This is a genomic window from Paenibacillus nuruki (assembly GCF_001721045.1).
Taxonomy (GTDB): domain Bacteria; phylum Bacillota; class Bacilli; order Paenibacillales; family Paenibacillaceae; genus Saccharibacillus; species Saccharibacillus nuruki.
In genome coordinates this window covers 72,572-90,022 of sequence record NZ_MDER01000031.1, presented here as the reverse complement: position 1 = coordinate 90,022, position 17,451 = coordinate 72,572, and the positions used below count along the sequence as shown (strand labels likewise).

Below are 17,451 nucleotides of genomic sequence, written 5' to 3'. Positions count from 1 at the left end.
TATAATCACCAACTGCAAAATGATCTGAAAATCACTGAATGAACGCTATAGACTGAATGATTCAATCCAGATCAGTTTATATCCAAAGGAGTTCGGTATGAATATAGATTGGGATTTAGATGTACAGGATTTTCCTGTGGAATTAAAGTTATTGCTTGAATTGATAGACGTAGAAACAGATGCAGAAGCTCAAGCTATGATTGAATCTTCGGGTCGTCAGATCAACTGGCAAAGCTTTTACTCACTGACAAGGCATCATCGGGTATATCCAACGATTCACGAACGACTCAGTCATCATCCATTATCCGTTCTACCCAAAGGTATGGTACAACAATTGAGTGTAGATTATAGTCGTAATGCACTGATGATGTTGCAATTAAGCGGTAAAATGAAACAAGTAAGTGAAGCTCTTGATAACAAAGGGATTTACGCTTTGCAATTAAAAGGCCCTGCACTTGCTGAAGCATTGTATGGTAGTCTATCTCGCCGTACATCGAAAGATTTGGATATTTTAGTGCATCCAGATCATATTGAACAAGCGGAAGAAGTACTAGAGCAATTAGGATATACCAAAACACAAGAAGTATCGCGGATCGTTAGCGATTGGAAATGGCGTCAAAATCATGAGTCTTTCACTCATGCAGATACAGGTACAGAAGTTGAACTACACTGGCGTTTAAATGGAGATGCTGGAGCAGAACCGAGCTTTTATGAATTATGGAATCGTCGTCAAACATTAGAATTTGCAGGTACAGATGTTCATATGCTGAGCAATGAAGATTTGATGTTTTACCTTACGGCACATGGTGCCCGTCATGCATGGTTTCGATTACGCTGGTTAGCGGATATTGATCGCCTGGCACGTATGGAACTGGACTGGGACAAACTAACAGCTTTACTGCGTCGTTATAAATGCACACATTTAGTCGGTCAGGCGTTAATCTTGTCTGCTGCTATGCTTAATACACCGGTTTCTCGGGAAATGGCTTCATTGATGAGTACCGATCGTCCGCAAGATTTGGCACGTCGAGTGCTTATTTTTATCCGTGAAAAAGTCAGTCTGTGCCCTGAACCGGAAAGTGAAATACTCGCACAAATTTATCGTAATTACCTATTCTCTTTGCGTACGCCGGGACAGAAAGCTATTTTCTTAGCTCGTAAAATGGTGCCGGATACATGGGATACACAGACGCTTCCTTTACCCAAATCGTTGCGCTTTCTGTATTACCCACTTCATCCTTTCTTATTATTACACCGCCGTATTCAAAGGCGGTCTGCTCTAGAACGGGAGGTGGGTCAGTGAATGCGATTCGTGCTTATATGAGACAACTGCATGACTTTGCAGGTAAGCGTCTCTATATCTATGTATTTCTTATGCTCATGATCAGTTGTCTAGATGGGTTAAGTATTTACTTGCTAGTGCCTTTATTGAGTCTGGTCGGATTATTCGGTACACAGGGATCGATGCCGATGGCATGGTTGTTTGAACCATTACAACGTATTCCAGCCAGTATGACTTTATTTGTAGTACTTGGCATGTATAGTGTTCTGATGATTGTACAAGGATTAATACAGCGTAGACAGGCAGTCATGGGAACCGAAATTCAGCAGGGATTCGTCAACAACTTGAGAATCCGTACCTACCGTTCGATACTGCGTGCGAACTGGACATTCTTTTTACGTAAACGCAAATCGGATCTAAGTCATGTACTGACTTCTGAATTAGCACGTGTCAGTCAAGGAACCAATTTAGTGATGCAATTATCAACTTCGCTGATTTTTATGGTGATTCAGATTGCCTTTGCTATGTTTCTGTCGGTACAAATGACGTTACTGGTGATCATAGGTGGCGTACTGCTGACGCTGTATTCTCGTAAATTTGTACGACGTGCCAAAAGAATGGGCGATCGTACGACTTTTTTATCTCAAGAGTACTTTTCGGGAATGCAAGAGCATTTAAGTGGGATCAAAGATATCAAAAGCAATATGTTAGAAGCTTCGCATTTTGAATGGTTTCGAAGCATGTGCGGCAAGTTAGAGCAGAATGCGATTCAATTGGTACGCCTCAATTCAGGGACTCAATTTATTTATAAAATTATTTCGGTTGTGTTTATTATTTTATTTGTTGTGCTATCTGCGCAAGTGTTTAAATTGCAACCAGAACGTTCAGTATTGATTATTTTGATCTTTGCTCGTCTATGGCCAAGGTTCGGAGGCATTCAATCTTCGCTAGAGTATATTGGAGCACTGGTACCTGCTTTTCATGCGGTAACAGCATTACAACAAGAATGTGATCAAGCTGAGGAATCGTACAAAGCGATTGCACCCGGTCAAGTTGAACGAGTTCAAATGACCAAAGGGCTTAGCTGTGAAGATGTATCTTTCCGGTATCAAGAAGATCAAGGCAATGCGCTTCATAACATCAATTTGTTTATTCCGATAGGCAAAATGACAGCGATTGTTGGACGTTCAGGAGCAGGGAAAAGTACATTGATTGATCTGTTAATGGGACTTATGGAGCCACAAGAAGGCAAAGTCACTGTAGATGGTGTAACTTTAACAGGTGAACGCCTACAGACATGGCGCAATTCGATAGGATACGTTTCACAAGAACCGTTCTTATTCCATAGTAGTATTCGTGAGAATCTATTACTGGTTGATCCACGTGCAAAAGAAGAACAGTTGTGGGAAGCCTTATCTTTTGCAGCTTGTGAAGATTTTGTACGTAAATTGCCTGAAGGATTAGATACGATCATTGGTGATCGAGGGGTACGTCTATCTGGAGGAGAACGTCAACGGATTGTGTTGGCACGCGCGATTCTACGTCAACCTGAAGTACTGATCTTGGATGAAGCGACCAGCTCACTCGATAGTGAGAATGAAGCGAAAATTCAAGCAGCGATTGAAAAGCTCAAAGGAAAAATGACATTGATTGTGATTGCTCACCGTCTATCTACGATTCGTGATGCCGATCAAGTCGTTGTGCTAGATCAAGGACAGATTGTACAACAAGGTGAATTCGGTGCATTGTCTCGTGAAACCAAAGGGACATTCCATCAATTATTAGCAAAACAAACGGCTGTACAGAACGCTTAATATTCATCATTCCATGATTGGAACAGTGAATACAAAGTGACTGCACAGCCGTTTTTCTTTTATAGAGTCTGATCTGCTCGGCGCTCAAGTTCAGCAATAACTTTGGCAACACACTGTTCGACAGACTCATGTTCAGTGTCTATCGTCAATTCAGGTTGTTGCGGAGCTTCATAAGGAGCACTAACTCCTGTAAAGTTCGGAATCTCACCTGCACGAGCTTTTTTGTATAATCCTTTGGGATCACGTTCTTCGCAAGCTGATAACGAGCAGTCGATATAGACTTCGATAAAATCGCCTTCTTCAAATAAATCACGAACCATCTGACGGTCATGCGCATGAGGAGAAATAAAAGCAGCAATGACAATAGTGCCTGCGTCCATAAATAACTTGGCGACTTCACCAATGCGACGTAGGTTTTCTTTGCGATCTTGTTCAGAAAATCCTAGATCACGATTGAGTCCATGACGGATATTATCGCCATCCAGTACATAACAAGCACGCTCATGTGCAAATAATTCTTTTTCTAGCGCAAAAGCGATTGTCGATTTTCCTGAACCGGAAAGCCCTGTTAACCAGATCACGACACTACGTTGTCCATACCGCTGTTCTCTTTCTTTACGTGTAATATTAGAAGACTGCCAGGTGATATTTCGTGAAGATTCCATCTTTATTTCGCCCCTTTGCTGACAATAGGTATTGATCCAATTATATCAGCAATTTGGCTAAATCTCTAAGTTGCTTTGTAGATATCAAGCGTGAGCAAGGAGATATACGAATGAGATTGTCTTTATTTAATGCTGTACGATTTGACTCCAGCCTACATAATCATGCACAGCTACCCCTGCAAAAGAAGAATGAGTAGAAGCTTGAGCAGATACTTCACCTAGTGCTGTTGTGAGCGTTGTTGCTCCTTTTCCATAAAAGCTGACATGCTCACCTTCGGAAGAACGATTCGTTTCTACGCCAATATACATATCTTTACCTGCTGTATCAGCTTCACTTAATTGAGCCTGCGCCACATCATAGATAGCAGTTCCCGAATCTCGATAAGCCATAACGGTTAGCGAATCATATTGTTCAATCATCCACTGACTTAATGTCGAACGATCATCAGGGGTACGAAGGGTATACAACCAGAAAGGAATATCTGCACTGGATGATAGATGAAGCGATTGAGCAGTTGCTGTAATCATCTGTACACTACGTTGCCATTGCGCAATAATGGTCGCTTGTTCTTTGGCCCAATTTGGAAGCAAATAAGGTTCGATATCGATATGAATCCCACTAAATTGCTCTGTAGATGAAGAAGCATGTTGATAAGAGACGACCCATTGCAAAGCAGCTTGCAATTGGTAACGATCTTGATCTAATGCCCAGGAAGGTGCACCATCCAGAGCTTCAACGGTAATATGCTGTGCAGAAGCAGCTGTAATAAAACGTTGATATTGCGATATATCCAGATCTCTATTGATTTGCAGGTAGATCTTAGTGATCTGTTGTGAAGAAGCAAACTGTAAAATATCTGCTGTTGAATCAACAATAAGTGCTGTATTCCATAGCCACGTTGCTTTTTGAAGTGATTGTGCATGAATGGATTTCATATCACAAACTCCTAGCCAAATAAACATTGTCAGACTGATTAGTCCTATTTTAGAGTAGAACAATATCTTAGTGTGCATGATCCATCGGACTCCTTCGATTCATACCGCATCAGGTATTCCTCGGTAACCGGCTGTCATGACATGTCCTACAATTCATGTGTTAGACCCTTTGGCTTTGCGTCTTTACTTTTCAGTAAATTTGCCTGATTAAATATGAAATTAAATGATAAAGTATTATACAATCCAAAAAAGATTGTACACAATAGATATCGGAATCTAAAAGTTACTTATGAATAGCTAAACAAGTGAATCAATAAAAAAAGCCATTATCTTTGGATCAGATAATGGCTTTTGGTTATTCTTATTTTACTTTTTCAGGTTCCGGATAAGTTACGCCTTTTGTATCTACTGTTACTTTTTTCATTACAGCAGGGGTATTCGGTTTATCTTGTCCGTCTCTTGGTAGATTCACCACTTCATCTACGGCATCCATACCGCTGATCACTTTACCAAATGCAGCATATTCGCCATCCAATTGAGGAGAATCAGCAACCATAATAAAGAATTGAGAACCGCCCGAGTTAGGGTCGCCAGCACGTGCCATCGAAAGAATACCACGTGTATGTTTTAGATCATTTTGTACATTGTTGGATTTGAATTCACCAGCAATACTATATCCTGGTCCACCTGTACCTGCACCATCAGGATCTCCACCTTGAATCATAAATTCAGGAATAACACGGTGGAACGTCAAACCATCATAGAATCCTGATTTGACCAAAGAGATAAAGTTGTTCACTGTATTTGGAGCTGCTTTAGGGAACAGTTCGATTTCAACTTTTTTACCGTTGTCCATTTCAATCGTAACGATCGGATCATTGGCTTGTTTGAAATCTGCTGAATTATCAGTTGCAGAAGCTTCTTCTGTTGTACCTGTTGTAGCTGAGCTATCTGTACCTGTCGATTCTGTAGTGGAACCGGCTTGATCGGTTGAAGTACTTGTGGAGCTACTTTCCGTTGTTGTACCTGAAGTGCCTGTTTGTCCAGTAGTAGAACTGCTTGTCCCGTTATTACCACAGCCTGCAATAATCAAAAATAGCGCTGTGAAGATAAGCAAAAAGGCTACATTTTTACGTGATTGACGCAACATCTGACGATTCATCTCCTTTGGGGTTATCAATTGTAATTTTGAATCCTTTTTAATCAGCAATCATTAGTATAAAACGTCTACAGAACAACATACAAGTTTGTATCAGAGTCATCCATTGAATCTTGATGTCTGATCATCCTCTTTATCTTATAAATGATGAGACAAAGCGATAACTGCTGTAATCGTAAATACATTGACTAAAGTCGATACTAATACCGTTTGAGCAGCAAAGTCAGGTTCATTCCGATACTCTTCCGCCAGGATCGATGTATTCACCCCTGTAGGCATCGCAGAAGCAATCAAAAGCGCTTGTGCAGGTATGCCATGAATATCCAGTACATAGATCAGGAGGAGCCCGATAGCCGGTCCTGCGAATAAGCGTAATGCCATACTAAGATAAATATCTTTACGATAGAGACGTAATGGGTACTTGACTATCTGCGCGCCAAGAGTGATCAAGGCGATTGCTACCATGGATTGCTGTGCATAGGTTAACGGTTGAGACAGAATCACAGGCAAAGGAATAGCAAAAGCATGCATAAGTAGACCCAGTAACAACGCATACGGCACAGGCATTTTCAGAAATCCGATAATGACCGTTCGGTAATTACCATTTAACTTGGAACCTTGAATCGAAATTACACCATACGTAAATGTGAGTAGACTTTGCAAAGACATAATCAAAGCCTGCATCGAAGCAGCCAGTGGATCACCTTTGAACACTAGATCATTGATAGGCAATCCATAGTTGCCCGAATTATCGAGCATAATGCTGTTGTTAAAAGCGGCTTTTTTGCCTTTTGTATATCCCATGATTTTGGATGTTGCGGATCCCAAAAGATACAGAATCAACACATACAGTGCGTAAAAAAAGATAACACTTCCAAGTAATTGAGCAGACATATCGGAATGATACAGACTCATAAAAACAGCCGCAGGTGTAATACAGTAAAAGTTGATTTTGGCGAGTGTATACAGATCCAACTGAAAAACACGCTGTAATATGGACCCGACCGCAATCAGAACAAAAATCGGTAGAACCACACTGTACAAAATCGTAAAAATCAATCTCTCCACTTCTTTCTCTAGGCATTCATTTTGGATCTTTTCATTTATGAAAGATCATCATTGTTTTTAGGTTTTGGATCGTTTAGCGGATGATCATCCTTGTTGCCTTCAGTATGTTGTTGATCTGTACCGTGATGCTCGGCAGGATTCGATATTACTTGCTGTTGTAATGGAGGTTGTCCATTCGTATCCCGACGTTTGTAGAATAGACGCGATAATCCGAGTCCAACCACACCTAATATAATAAACAGAATCGCACGTACACCAATCGAAATATCAGGAAGATCGATAAAAATAATTTTGAGTAATGTGAAAAAGATAAACAGTATTCCGATAATCCGCAGTTTGGATTTCTGAACAACCATCCCGATCACGATAATTAGAATCGCGTAGATAATCCATGCACTGGAAAGGCTAAGATGACGAACATCTGCATTTTGCGACATTGAAGCGACCTGTACCAGTTGGCTGATATAAACCAATCCTAATATCGCTTCTGCCCACATCAAGATATAACGTTTGCGATACAGTGAACCATAGTTCTTATCATCTGAACGTACAAATTTGCCGATAATACGATAGATCACAGCAATCGTAATCAGTAAAATTAACCAGTTGAATGTATGTGCAGACCAGAATCGTTCAATAGGAACAAGGAACGTTGCCAAAAAGGCATAAGCATATACAATACAAGCCAGCACCAATTGCAATTTGTTGCGGAATCGAAGAGCGAGTAAGAACGCAAGTGTACCTTCTACCAAAATCACAGCCATACGAGCCGGGAAATTGGGAATCATATTTAATAATAAGAACCAGCCAAAGATTGCCATTGCAGGATAAGCGATTCCGACAGGAGTACGCTTTTGAATACCTGAAGCATACAAGATGCTGTACATGAGCGATAGAATAGCAATCATCCAGCGAGCGCCTGTCTCACTGCCATCCAGATAGTAAATTGTAAGCCAACCACCGACAAAGGCGAAGCTGGTAAACAGAACACCGAGTTGCATGCTAGTATTGCGTTGTTTCCAGAGTACAGAAATCGCTAAAATCACAGCATGCTGAACCAAAACGGCTACTACATTTTGCACAGAGAAGCCATACCAGATCATACTCAATCCAAGCGTAATATGTAGTAATGCAAATGCCAGGATATAACTGACCCGGAATGAATATTTCATAGCTACAACTAACATGACCGCTGAGAAAATCGTTTCAAATCCAGCGAATATCCATAGATTCGGATGAGTAGGTGCAATTAAGACGGGTGCAAGATAACCTGCAACCAATGTAATCCCAACAATCGATTGTGATCGTTGACTAAGAGCAATATAGACAGCAAAAACGAGTGCGCCTATATAAAGTAAAAACGCAAAAATAAACGGAAGCAGAGCATATAATAGATATGATGCGACAATAGACAAAATCAGAATAGCGATTGAGCCGCCTAATAAGACTTTGCCAAGTGCGGGTCGTTCTTTGCTGACCTCACGTTCTCCTAACCAGTACAGCACAGCCGCTACAAGTACGCCTAAAATGCAACGAATCGGTTCAGACAAATAGCCTGCTTTGACAACAGCAATAAATCCCCACACAATCCCGAGAATAAGGACAACGATAAACACACGTGGTAACCATACACGCGCAATCAGATGTTCCCAGTCTTTGGGTGGCTTAGGAACAGGAGGCGTATAAGGCGGTTGCTGTGCTTGTGCAGGTGGACGTTGTGCACCTGTATACTGCCCCTGTTGTGGTGGCTGTGGTGGTCTCACGCCATAATTTGCATTAGGCGGTGGTGCATTCACATGAGCGCCTTGCCAGTGAGGTTCTGGCGGAGGCGGAGTGAAAGGTGAACCAGATGGTGGAGCTGTTCGCTGGGGAGGAACAGGTGGACGAGGTGCTGAAGCCTGTCTGCGCTGCATTTCAAATTGCTTCAATTCAGCAACTTCATGCTCAAGCCTGCGTATACGCTGTTCCAGTTGTTCCACTTTATCGTTATGTTCCACAGTGATAGAGCCTCCTTTAGGAATGATTTGATTCACAAATTATACCATAAGGAGTAAAGGTTGAAGATGGATTTAAAGATCGTAAAGCGATATATTTAAGATAGCAACTTAATATAGTAAGGGTGTGATCTTTTGAATAAATGGTTAAATACGATTTTGCTGTTAATCGCATCTGCTGTTTTGACGCGGTTGATTCCATTTTCCTCGTTATTTCGTAATTTGAATACGATGATTCATGAATTCGGGCATGCCATGATTACGTTGATTACATCCGGTCAAGTAAGTGGCATAGAACTCAATGCAGACCATAGTGGAGTGACTTATACCACGATAAGTTCAACCTGGAGTGGACTTCCGATCGGATTGGCAGGATATATGGGTTCTTCGATTTTTGTGATTGTTTTATTTTACCTGTATCACAAACGCAAGCAAAAAGCAGGCATATTGCTAACGGGTATTATTGGGCTCATTATGCTGATCTTGTATGTGCATCAGGGGTTCGGCCTATACTGGTTAATCGGATTTGTGATTGTAAGTGGTGTGATGATGATTGCACCGGAATGGTTACGTAATGGGTATTATTTAGTGATTTTATTTTTGACCTTAGAAGAATCCGTATTATCTTCGATTACGATTCTTTGGCTTAGTATTACCAGCCCTTCGGGAGCAGGAGATGCAGCAGGATTAGCCCAACAATTTGGGATTCCAGCTGTGGTATGGGGTGTGATCTTTACCGGCTTTTCATTGTGGTGTGCACACCGATCTCTTCAGTTGTTCTGGCGTAAACGAAAACCACCGGTATACCGAGCAGGAGGAGCAAGACGATGAATACACCTCTACAGCGTAATCGTCCATGGGCAATGCATGGTGCAAGTATACAGATTGATCCGTTATTTCCGTATTATGCGAACCGTTCACCAGATAGTATAGCAGATGAATTGGCACTTGCCGGATACCGGACGGTTCATTATTTTGTTGTTAATGAACAGCAGGTTGATGTGTTATTAGTAGAAGCTTTGCAACGGCGAGAAATCGCTGTCTGGGCATTGGTGCTAGGCAACGGTACATTCAGTGTTGAACTTGCTCCTGAAGCATGGTCATCCTGGCGTATGGAATTGATCAAGCCGATCAATGATGGATTTGAGCGTTTTTCTCATTTTTCAACCGACTATATTCAATGGAAAAAAGAAGTGATTGCTTATTTAGTCGAAAATGTTCCTTTTGATGGCATTGAGATTGCCGAACCTTATTTTCCAGAATGGAATGGGATTGAGCGTGGAGTCTATGGAGATGTAGGACCGCTTGCACAGCAGGCTTTTAAAGATAGATATGGTATGGACATGCCGAACTTTACCCATTCTTCAGCAGCCAATTATTATACAAAGATTCCTTATATTTACGAACGCTGGGTAGAGATGCGTGTAGAAGCAGTCAATGGATTAATCCATGAAATTATTAATGGCGAACATGGAGCAAGAGATGTGCGCCCGGATATCAAAGTCGCTACATGGTCACTGGCTGTACGTGATGCAGAAGCAACAAAGAAACTACGTGAATGGCAAGGATTGGATGCACTAGCGATGATCGATCTAGTGAAGCCAGATATGCATATGTTGCAGACACACTGGCCAGATTGGATGAAGCGAGGTCTACCGTCTAATTATATACGAGATTATGAAAGTATCGCTGCACCTATACGAGCTTTACATCCCAAATTACCACTCGGGATTCAAGCCGATATCGGCTCCAAATCCAGTATGATCAAAGGACGACGCTGGATTGATGAGATGGAACATCATGCATATTCACTTGGATATCAGAACTGGACCGCTTATGAATACCATATTGGTGGGTATATGTATGCAGAGCCTCCTTTACCTTCATCAGGTCTACGTATAGCGCCTGATGAAGTGATGATCATTTACAATAAGCGCATTGATCCTCATTCGATCGGTACAGTAACGTTATATCCAGCCACAGGATTGGGTAAATCTTATGAGTTGAAAGTCAGTCAATCAGCTGTAGATGGTAATCGCTTATTTTTGCGTTTTAATCGAACGTTACCGAATACTTCTTTTCAATTAGAAGTGAAAGATGTAAGTGATACACCAGATCTATGGCTACTCAAAGGTAAAAAGGCGAATCGTACACCGCGCAAAACCAAAGTGTTTATCGTACAGGAAGAGTAAGTGGGAAAAGAGGAATCAACATGGTTTTGACCACCATTGAATGGTTGATTATTGTAGCGGTTGTCGTTGTTGTCATTTTATTTGTAATTAAGCGTCCTACCCGTGTAGTAAGCTTTGAAGAGTCTCCATTATACAAATGGAATCGTGTGGATCTAAGCGGTATTGTGGTTGCAGGCGATGGATCACCGTACTACCTGCTGACCAAGCGAGGAAGAAGCAATAATGTGGTTGTGTATTTTTCAGGTGGAGGGATTAGCTGGGATCGCAATACAGCCTCCAAGCCATTTGGGCTACGTACATTGTTGCATAATCGAGAATTAGGTTATTATTTTGCCAATATTCCTTTTTACAAAACTGACTTATTAGGCGGTATGCTGGATAATCATCGTGAAGATAATCCTTTTTACGATTGGACGATTGTCTATATTCCTTATGCCACAGGAGACTTCCATATTGGTAACAATAAAGTGAAGTACAAAGGAAAAGGTAAAATTCATTTTACTGCTCATTACAGTGGCAGACCGAATACGTTAAAAGGATTAGATTGGTTATTCGATCATATGACAGAGCCGGACAAATTATTTATCGCAGGAGCCAGTGCAGGCGGTTTTGGATCAGCCTTCTGGGCACCTCATATTGCTGAACAGTATCCTAATGCTCAGATTTATCATTATGCAGATGGTTCGTATTTATCCTCTCATCAGTGGCATCATATTATGGATGAGGTCTGGCAATCCAAGTTCGAACAACATTTCGGTTATCCGATCGAAGAAGATATTATTGCTGCTGCTTTTCGTTATAATGCACAGAAATTGCCAGCCAATACGATTTTGCTACAATCGAATACGTTATATGATAAAGTATTACCTTCTTATGAAGCAGTGTTGAATCAACAGACGATTGGACTGGTGAGTGGGGACGACACGATGACTCAAAGTTGGTCTCAAGGTATGCTCGATTCAGCGGGTCAATTGGATCAAGAATTAGAAAATTATTATTACTTTGTAACCGACTATGGAGTGGGCACCAAAAAGCGAAGTACTCCGCATACGTTATCCCCATCACGTGTTTTCTATACCGCAGAAGAGAGTGGTGTGAAGTTAAGCCGTTGGTTGGGAGATATTATTAACAAAGATAAACGATATTCGGTAGGCAAAGAGTTCGTCGAATCGCCTATGGGTAAATAAAATAAAGAGCGCTGAACATCATGTTCAACGCTTTTTTTATGATCAATAGACATTAAAACGGGTAAACTAACAATAACCCTAAACTCTGGAGAAAATAAGGATGTGACCCGATGCTACATTCATTAACCGCAATAGAACATTACCGAGAACTTGGATATCCGACGGTAGAACAGCCACAGCTCTGGTTAACATATTTGGTATCCGCAGAAGAACGTATTGTGAATCTGGAACGTGTAACCACTTTACAAGAATTAAGCCATGCGAATCCAGTGCTTGATTATGTAGAGCGTACTTTACGTATATTAGATCAATTACGAGTATCGTTCTGGCAAAAAGAACTGATCGAAGAAGTACTGATCTGGTCGGAAACAGCCAAAGGTGGAACAGTACGTGAGCGGATACGCTGGCAAGAACAAGGGATTAATTTATTTGTACATAATGAAGGCTCAGCAGAACTGTATCTACATGCTTCAGCCGATCCAGAGCAAGAACGGACACAACTGGTAGCTACATTGATTCGTACGCATGGGCTGATAGGTCAATGTCTGCGTGGAGAAGTACCTTTTGCAGAAAATCTTCCGCTTACCGATCAAGTCAGTCATGGCATCTTGTCTCCTGAAGAAATGAAAAGCACATTGCTTATTCTGAATCGCTGTATTATAGAAGCTGTATCTCCAGAGTTATGGCAAAAGGTACAAGATGATGTGCTTTCTTTAATTCAACCGATCGTGTATCACGAGCAACCGGTAGGATGGACAACAGAAGATCGTATCCTGCGTTTGCGTACTGCCAGTATCAACAAAGGGGAAAATACCGCCGAAAGTCTACATCAGTTGAATACTGATTTTCCGGTAGTATCCTCTTTTGAACGTCTTCACGATCAGACATTCTGGTATGTAGAAGCGGCGTTGCAAGACTTTTCATTTGAAGAGTTTGCCAAAATATTCACATGGATCAGTCGAATGATTCCTGAAGGGGTACGACATATTAGTTTTGAACGACTAATGAATACGATGTATTACGATTATAAAGGGATCAAAAAAGTGAATGTCTACAAAAAGCGAATCATCGAAAAAGTACTTGGTGATTGGTCATGGGATCAGTTGTCTTCCGGTAAATGGGTACAAGATAGTCCGCATTTGGAGTATGAATGTGTACAAGAACCTCATATTGCGGATACTGTCTTTTTTAACTTTGTTTTTTCACCAGCGGCAGAGAAATTAATCGAATTCTGTATCGAAGCAGAGAAATCTCCATTATATGAAAAAGCAGTATTGTTATTATTCGATCTATTTGGATTACGGCGGGATGCGTATGATCGTTTTCATAATGAAGAAAGTTATCTGGAAATGATGAATCAGACCGTCGATTACAAACGAATCTTACTTCAGTATATTGTCGGTCAGACGATTATTGATATCGGCCCGGGTGGAGGTGTGATGCTAGACTTGATCGAAGAAGAATGGTCGGATAAGCGAGCAATCGGAATAGATATTTCTGAAAATGTGATCGAAGCGTTACAGCGCAAAAAGCAGTTAGAAGGTCGTTCGTGGGAAGTGAAAAAGGGCGATGCGCTAGCATTACGAGATATCGTCGAACCTGGAAGTGTAGATAGTGTATTATTTTCGTCGATTCTACACGAGTTATATTCGTATATTCCATTTCAAGGCAAAAAGTTCAATCTGGAAACCGTAGCAGCAGCACTATCCAGTGCGTATGATGTGTTATCCACAGGTGGACGGATTATTATTCGAGATGGCATTATGACAGAACCGATAGGTCAGAAGCGACGGATTCAATTTTTACAAGAAGATGGTCTACCGACATTACAACGATATGCTCAAGATTTTGCCGGGCGTTCGATTCAGTTTGAAGTGATCGGAGAACAAGAAGTGTTGATGCCTGTGAACGATGCAATGGAATTTCTATATACGTACACATGGGGAGAAGAAGCATATGTACATGAAGTACAGGAACAATTTGGCTACTTAACACCATCTGAATATCGTGCATTTATCGAACAGACTTTAGGAACATCGGCAAATATAGTTCATGCAGAATCTTTTTTACAAGCAGGATATACCGAAGCTTTGCAAGATAAAGTTAAAATGATGGATGAATGGGGCGAATTGGTTCCTTTACCGGATAGTACTTGTATTATCGTTATTGAGAAGTCATAAGCAAATATACAAAAAGAACCTTTCCTAAGATAAATAAGGAAAAGGTTCTTTTTATTTAATCACATTCTATTCGATTTCAGGTTTGTCTTTATCTTTCTCATGACGTGGTAACTCGTTATCGTGAGGAAGTTCATTATCGATCACTCTTTTTTGAATCTCGTCTGGAGCAGAATCGGGAAAAGAGTCTTCTTTGAACAATCCAAATTCATCATCATTATCGCGTTCAGTGACCAAGTTTTTCTTTTCTTTGTCCTGATCTTTATCATGAGTACTCATATCTATTCCTCCTTATTAACGTCCAAAACGATCGGGTTCGTCTTCACCTGTTGATCCGTTTAATATATCGGTTCCATGCGCATCTTGATCTTCTAAAGGTACAGCGGCTGGATCGACAGGCGTCTCACCATCTAATACATCTGCATCTGGAATATCAGGGAATTCATCATCCAGTGTTACATCTTCCAAATCGGTCAATGGATCACTATTTAGATCATTACCTGTATCAATCGGTGTCTCTGCCACATCTAGATCGATACTGTATGGAGTCACATCATGTTCATTTTCAAGTTCTGCATTTGCTTCACGTACAGCTACATCTTCACCTGTGATTGGTTGAATACCTTCTTCATCACGTGCAGTAGGATTGATAATATCAAGATCATTTTCAGGAATCGTACGTAATTCATCCTCTATATCGGAAGTGACTGGTTCTGTTGTCCGGTATCTGTTATATTCTTGTGCCGCAGCATCTCTATTATCATCAAATGGTTTGTTCATTATCATTCATCTCCCTTAGGTTATAAGTACATCTATTTTGATTTCGTTAATCATGGATTTGGCTTACATGTACTTTACCCGAATTTATAATATTGCAATCGCTCTCTTATAAATTGGTATCACTTTGTTTATTTGTAGATCATGAATTTGGATATTGGGTTAAACAAGAGTAGAATGTAAGATATTTGACTTGTCTACTGGAAAGGGCGTGCAGACATACGTGGTAGCTATCGAAGACTTTTCATGGAAACGAAATTTAGTTGTACTGTGGTTAGGTGTATTTTTTTGTAGTACAGCGTATTCGATCTCGATCCCATTTTTACCTATTTTTCTAAAAGCAGATTTGGGCGTGACAAGCAATTTGGAAATATGGTCAGGGGTCGCATTCGGCATTACCTTTTTAGCCAGTGCTTTGATTTCACCGTTTTGGGGATCATTATCGGATAAATATGGACGGAAACCGATGTTGATTCGTTCAGGCTTTAGTCTAGCGGCTTTATATTTGATTAATTATTTTGTGACCGATCCGTATTTATTTCTAGTGGTACGTATTTTTCAAGGGTTACTTGCCGGATTCGTTCCTGCATCGATCGCTCTTGTTGGAACAAATACACCAGAGAACAAAACGGGTTATGCGCTCGGTGTGATGGCAACATCAGGAGCGACAGGAACGATCATAGGTCCACTAATTGGTGGAGTCGTTAGTTACTATTTTGGTAATCGAAATACATTTTTATTTTCAGCAGGTATTGTATTGATAGCAGCTCTTATCGCTACATTCTGGGCGAAAGAACATAACTTTAATCGATCTGCTAAGCGTTCTCATGTACGTGATGATCTCAAGCAAGCCGCTGGTAATCCGATATTTGTAGCTTTGCTCACTCTTGCAGGGATTAGTACCTTCTCGATTATGATTTTGGAACCGTTGATTACTATCTATGTACAAAGTATAGGCGTATCCAGCAATAATGCTTCTTTAAGTTCAGGAATTGTCTTCTCTGCGGTAGGTGTAGCCACATTAATTATGGCTCCACGCTGGGGCAAAATAGGTGGTAAAATAGGATATGGCAAAATTTTATTTATTGGTTTATTAGGAAGTGGGATTGGTAATCTTCTGCAATTTTTCTTTACGAGTATTTGGGGATTTGGTATATTGCGATTTGCATATGGTTTATTTTATGCGGCAGTCTTACCTTCGATCAACGCTATGATTGTCAAAGTCACACCGTCTGATTTTCGCGGTAGAGCTTTTGGCTTAAATCAATCCGCTTCCCAGATCGCAACGATGGCAGGGCCCATTATCGGTGGTCTACTTGGACATTGGATCGATATTCGCTGGGTATTTGTAATTAATGGACTGATGTTGTTGGTCTGTGCGATTTTCGTCAAACGGCGAAGTTGGGAGATTCCTATTCTTGAAAAGTCATCTCATTCAAATTAAACATGTAATACAAATACGGAGGTCTGTATGGCAAAGTCAAAATATTATGTAGTCTGGGAAGGGCATCGTCCGGGGATATACAGCTCTTGGGCAGATTGTCAGCAAAATACCAATGGATACAAAGATGCAAAATATAAATCGTATGAAACGTTAGCTGAAGCTGAAAAAGTATATGCAGAAGGATGGAAAAAGCATTGGGGACAAGGAAAAAGTAGTTCTTCTTCCAGTTCTCCCAGTAGCGGGAATAGCTATAGCAAACGCACTTCGTCTTCCTCTACGATTTCCAAAGATCAAATAGAGTATGACAGCATCTCAGTAGATGTAGGCACACGTGGCAATCCAGGGCCTGTAGAGTATCAAGGGGTCGATACACAGACAGGCAAAGTGATCTTTAGTTGCGGTCCAATCGCCAAAGGAACCAATAATTTGGGTGAATTTCTAGCGATTGTGCATGCGCTGGCGTATCTTCACCGTCAAGGAAGTAACCGAACGATCTATAGTGATTCTGCCAATGCTCTAAAATGGGTGAAACAGAAAAAAGCAGTTTCAACATTGGTTCGTGATGCTTCTACAGCTGAAATCTGGGATCTGGTCGATCGTGCTGAACAATGGCTACGGACACACAAGTATGAAAATAAAATTCTAAAATGGGAAACGAAAAGTTGGGGCGAAATCAAAGCCGATTATGGTCGCAAATAATGATCATCCCGGCGATATTGCTATTTTAAAATACAAAAAGAAACCTGTTTTCACTAT

At 40.9% G+C, this 17,451-nt stretch carries 15 protein-coding genes and 1 riboswitch; of the genes, 8 read left to right on the top strand and 7 right to left on the bottom strand.

Features of this window, described 5'->3' with window-relative positions; translation table 11 throughout:
* Positions 1-97 precede the first annotated feature (97 nt).
* Positions 98-1,303, top strand: coding sequence for a nucleotidyltransferase domain-containing protein (locus PTI45_RS06225; RefSeq protein ID WP_069326684.1), 1,206 nt, complete (start codon positions 98-100; stop codon positions 1,301-1,303).
* A complete protein-coding gene (locus PTI45_RS06220) occupies positions 1,300-3,096 on the top strand; it encodes an ABC transporter ATP-binding protein (RefSeq protein WP_069326683.1) in 1,797 nt (598 codons plus the stop codon). Before PTI45_RS06225 ends, PTI45_RS06220 begins: the two co-directional genes overlap by 4 nt.
* 59 nt (positions 3,097-3,155) lie before the next feature.
* On the opposite strand, the gene cysC is transcribed toward PTI45_RS06220, so the two are convergent.
* The 5 genes from cysC to PTI45_RS06195 all read right to left on the bottom strand — a co-directional run bounded on the left by cysC (position 3,156) and on the right by PTI45_RS06195 (position 8,921).
* Positions 3,156-3,761 (bottom strand): adenylyl-sulfate kinase, encoded by a 606-nt coding sequence (gene cysC, locus PTI45_RS06215; RefSeq protein ID WP_069326682.1) that lies wholly within the window; start codon positions 3,759-3,761, stop codon positions 3,156-3,158.
* Positions 3,762-3,887: 126 nt separating this feature from the next.
* Positions 3,888-4,697, bottom strand: a complete 810-nt coding sequence (locus PTI45_RS06210; RefSeq protein ID WP_083243381.1) for a hypothetical protein — start codon at positions 4,695-4,697, stop codon at positions 3,888-3,890.
* Between the two features lie 119 nt (positions 4,698-4,816).
* Positions 4,817-4,911: riboswitch (cyclic di-GMP riboswitch) on the bottom strand.
* Positions 4,912-5,058: 147 nt separating this feature from the next.
* Entirely contained in the window at positions 5,059-5,847 is a 789-nt protein-coding gene (locus PTI45_RS06205) for a peptidylprolyl isomerase (protein ID WP_069326680.1), read from the bottom strand.
* Between the two features lie 147 nt (positions 5,848-5,994).
* A complete protein-coding gene (locus PTI45_RS06200) occupies positions 5,995-6,915 on the bottom strand; it encodes an AEC family transporter (RefSeq protein ID WP_069326679.1) in 921 nt (306 codons plus the stop codon).
* Between the two features lie 44 nt (positions 6,916-6,959).
* Positions 6,960-8,921: a DUF2339 domain-containing protein gene (locus tag PTI45_RS06195; protein WP_069326678.1), complete on the bottom strand. Its 1,962-nt coding sequence runs from the start codon at positions 8,919-8,921 to the stop codon at positions 6,960-6,962.
* Positions 8,922-9,053: 132 nt separating this feature from the next.
* Here PTI45_RS06195 and PTI45_RS06190 point away from each other — a divergent pair, with 132 nt between their 5' ends.
* The 4 genes from PTI45_RS06190 (at position 9,054) to PTI45_RS06175 (ending at position 14,477) form a co-directional block, all read left to right on the top strand.
* Entirely contained in the window at positions 9,054-9,749 is a 696-nt protein-coding gene (locus PTI45_RS06190) for a M50 family metallopeptidase (RefSeq protein WP_069326677.1), read from the top strand.
* Entirely contained in the window at positions 9,746-11,110 is a 1,365-nt protein-coding gene (locus PTI45_RS06185) for an N-acyl-D-glucosamine 2-epimerase (protein ID WP_069326676.1), read from the top strand. The genes PTI45_RS06190 and PTI45_RS06185 overlap by 4 nt, the downstream gene beginning before the upstream one ends.
* 20 nt (positions 11,111-11,130) lie before the next feature.
* Positions 11,131-12,297, top strand: coding sequence for a pectin acetylesterase-family hydrolase (locus PTI45_RS06180; protein WP_069326675.1), 1,167 nt, complete (start codon positions 11,131-11,133; stop codon positions 12,295-12,297).
* Between the two features lie 110 nt (positions 12,298-12,407).
* A complete protein-coding gene (locus PTI45_RS06175; protein ID WP_069326674.1) occupies positions 12,408-14,477 on the top strand; it encodes a class I SAM-dependent methyltransferase in 2,070 nt (689 codons plus the stop codon).
* Between the two features lie 66 nt (positions 14,478-14,543).
* On the opposite strand, the gene PTI45_RS06170 is transcribed toward PTI45_RS06175, so the two are convergent.
* Complete coding sequence (locus PTI45_RS06170; protein WP_069326673.1) at positions 14,544-14,753, bottom strand: hypothetical protein; 210 nt, start codon at positions 14,751-14,753, stop codon at positions 14,544-14,546.
* Between the two features lie 15 nt (positions 14,754-14,768).
* The gene (locus PTI45_RS06165; protein WP_069326672.1) at positions 14,769-15,254 is read right to left on the bottom strand and encodes a hypothetical protein; all 486 of its coding nucleotides are present in this window, start codon (positions 15,252-15,254) and stop codon (positions 14,769-14,771) included.
* Between the two features lie 190 nt (positions 15,255-15,444).
* Here PTI45_RS06165 and PTI45_RS06160 point away from each other — a divergent pair, with 190 nt between their 5' ends.
* Together PTI45_RS06160 and rnhA are read left to right on the top strand one after the other, a co-directional pair.
* Positions 15,445-16,695, top strand: a complete 1,251-nt coding sequence (locus PTI45_RS06160) for an MFS transporter (protein ID WP_245703437.1) — start codon at positions 15,445-15,447, stop codon at positions 16,693-16,695.
* Between the two features lie 27 nt (positions 16,696-16,722).
* Complete coding sequence (rnhA, locus tag PTI45_RS06155) at positions 16,723-17,394, top strand: ribonuclease H (RefSeq protein ID WP_069326671.1); 672 nt, start codon at positions 16,723-16,725, stop codon at positions 17,392-17,394.
* Positions 17,395-17,451 lie beyond the last annotated feature (57 nt).

What these genes read in the sequence shown, in the direction of transcription:
- PTI45_RS06225 (WP_069326684.1), top strand. Translation starts at nt 98, where the DNA reads ATGAATATAGATTGGGATTTAGATGTACAGGATTTTCCTGTGGAATTA.
- cysC (WP_069326682.1), bottom strand. Translation starts at nt 3,761, where the DNA reads ATGGAATCTTCACGAAATATCACCTGGCAGTCTTCTAATATTACACGT.
- PTI45_RS06210 (WP_083243381.1), bottom strand. Translation starts at nt 4,697, where the DNA reads ATGAAATCCATTCATGCACAATCACTTCAAAAAGCAACGTGGCTATGG.
- PTI45_RS06205 (WP_069326680.1), bottom strand. Translation starts at nt 5,847, where the DNA reads ATGTTGCGTCAATCACGTAAAAATGTAGCCTTTTTGCTTATCTTCACA.
- PTI45_RS06185 (WP_069326676.1), top strand. Translation starts at nt 9,746, where the DNA reads ATGAATACACCTCTACAGCGTAATCGTCCATGGGCAATGCATGGTGCA.
- PTI45_RS06180 (WP_069326675.1), top strand. Translation starts at nt 11,131, where the DNA reads ATGGTTTTGACCACCATTGAATGGTTGATTATTGTAGCGGTTGTCGTT.
- PTI45_RS06175 (WP_069326674.1), top strand. Translation starts at nt 12,408, where the DNA reads ATGCTACATTCATTAACCGCAATAGAACATTACCGAGAACTTGGATAT.
- PTI45_RS06170 (WP_069326673.1), bottom strand. Translation starts at nt 14,753, where the DNA reads ATGAGTACTCATGATAAAGATCAGGACAAAGAAAAGAAAAACTTGGTC.
- PTI45_RS06165 (WP_069326672.1), bottom strand. Translation starts at nt 15,254, where the DNA reads ATGAACAAACCATTTGATGATAATAGAGATGCTGCGGCACAAGAATAT.
- rnhA (WP_069326671.1), top strand. Translation starts at nt 16,723, where the DNA reads ATGGCAAAGTCAAAATATTATGTAGTCTGGGAAGGGCATCGTCCGGGG.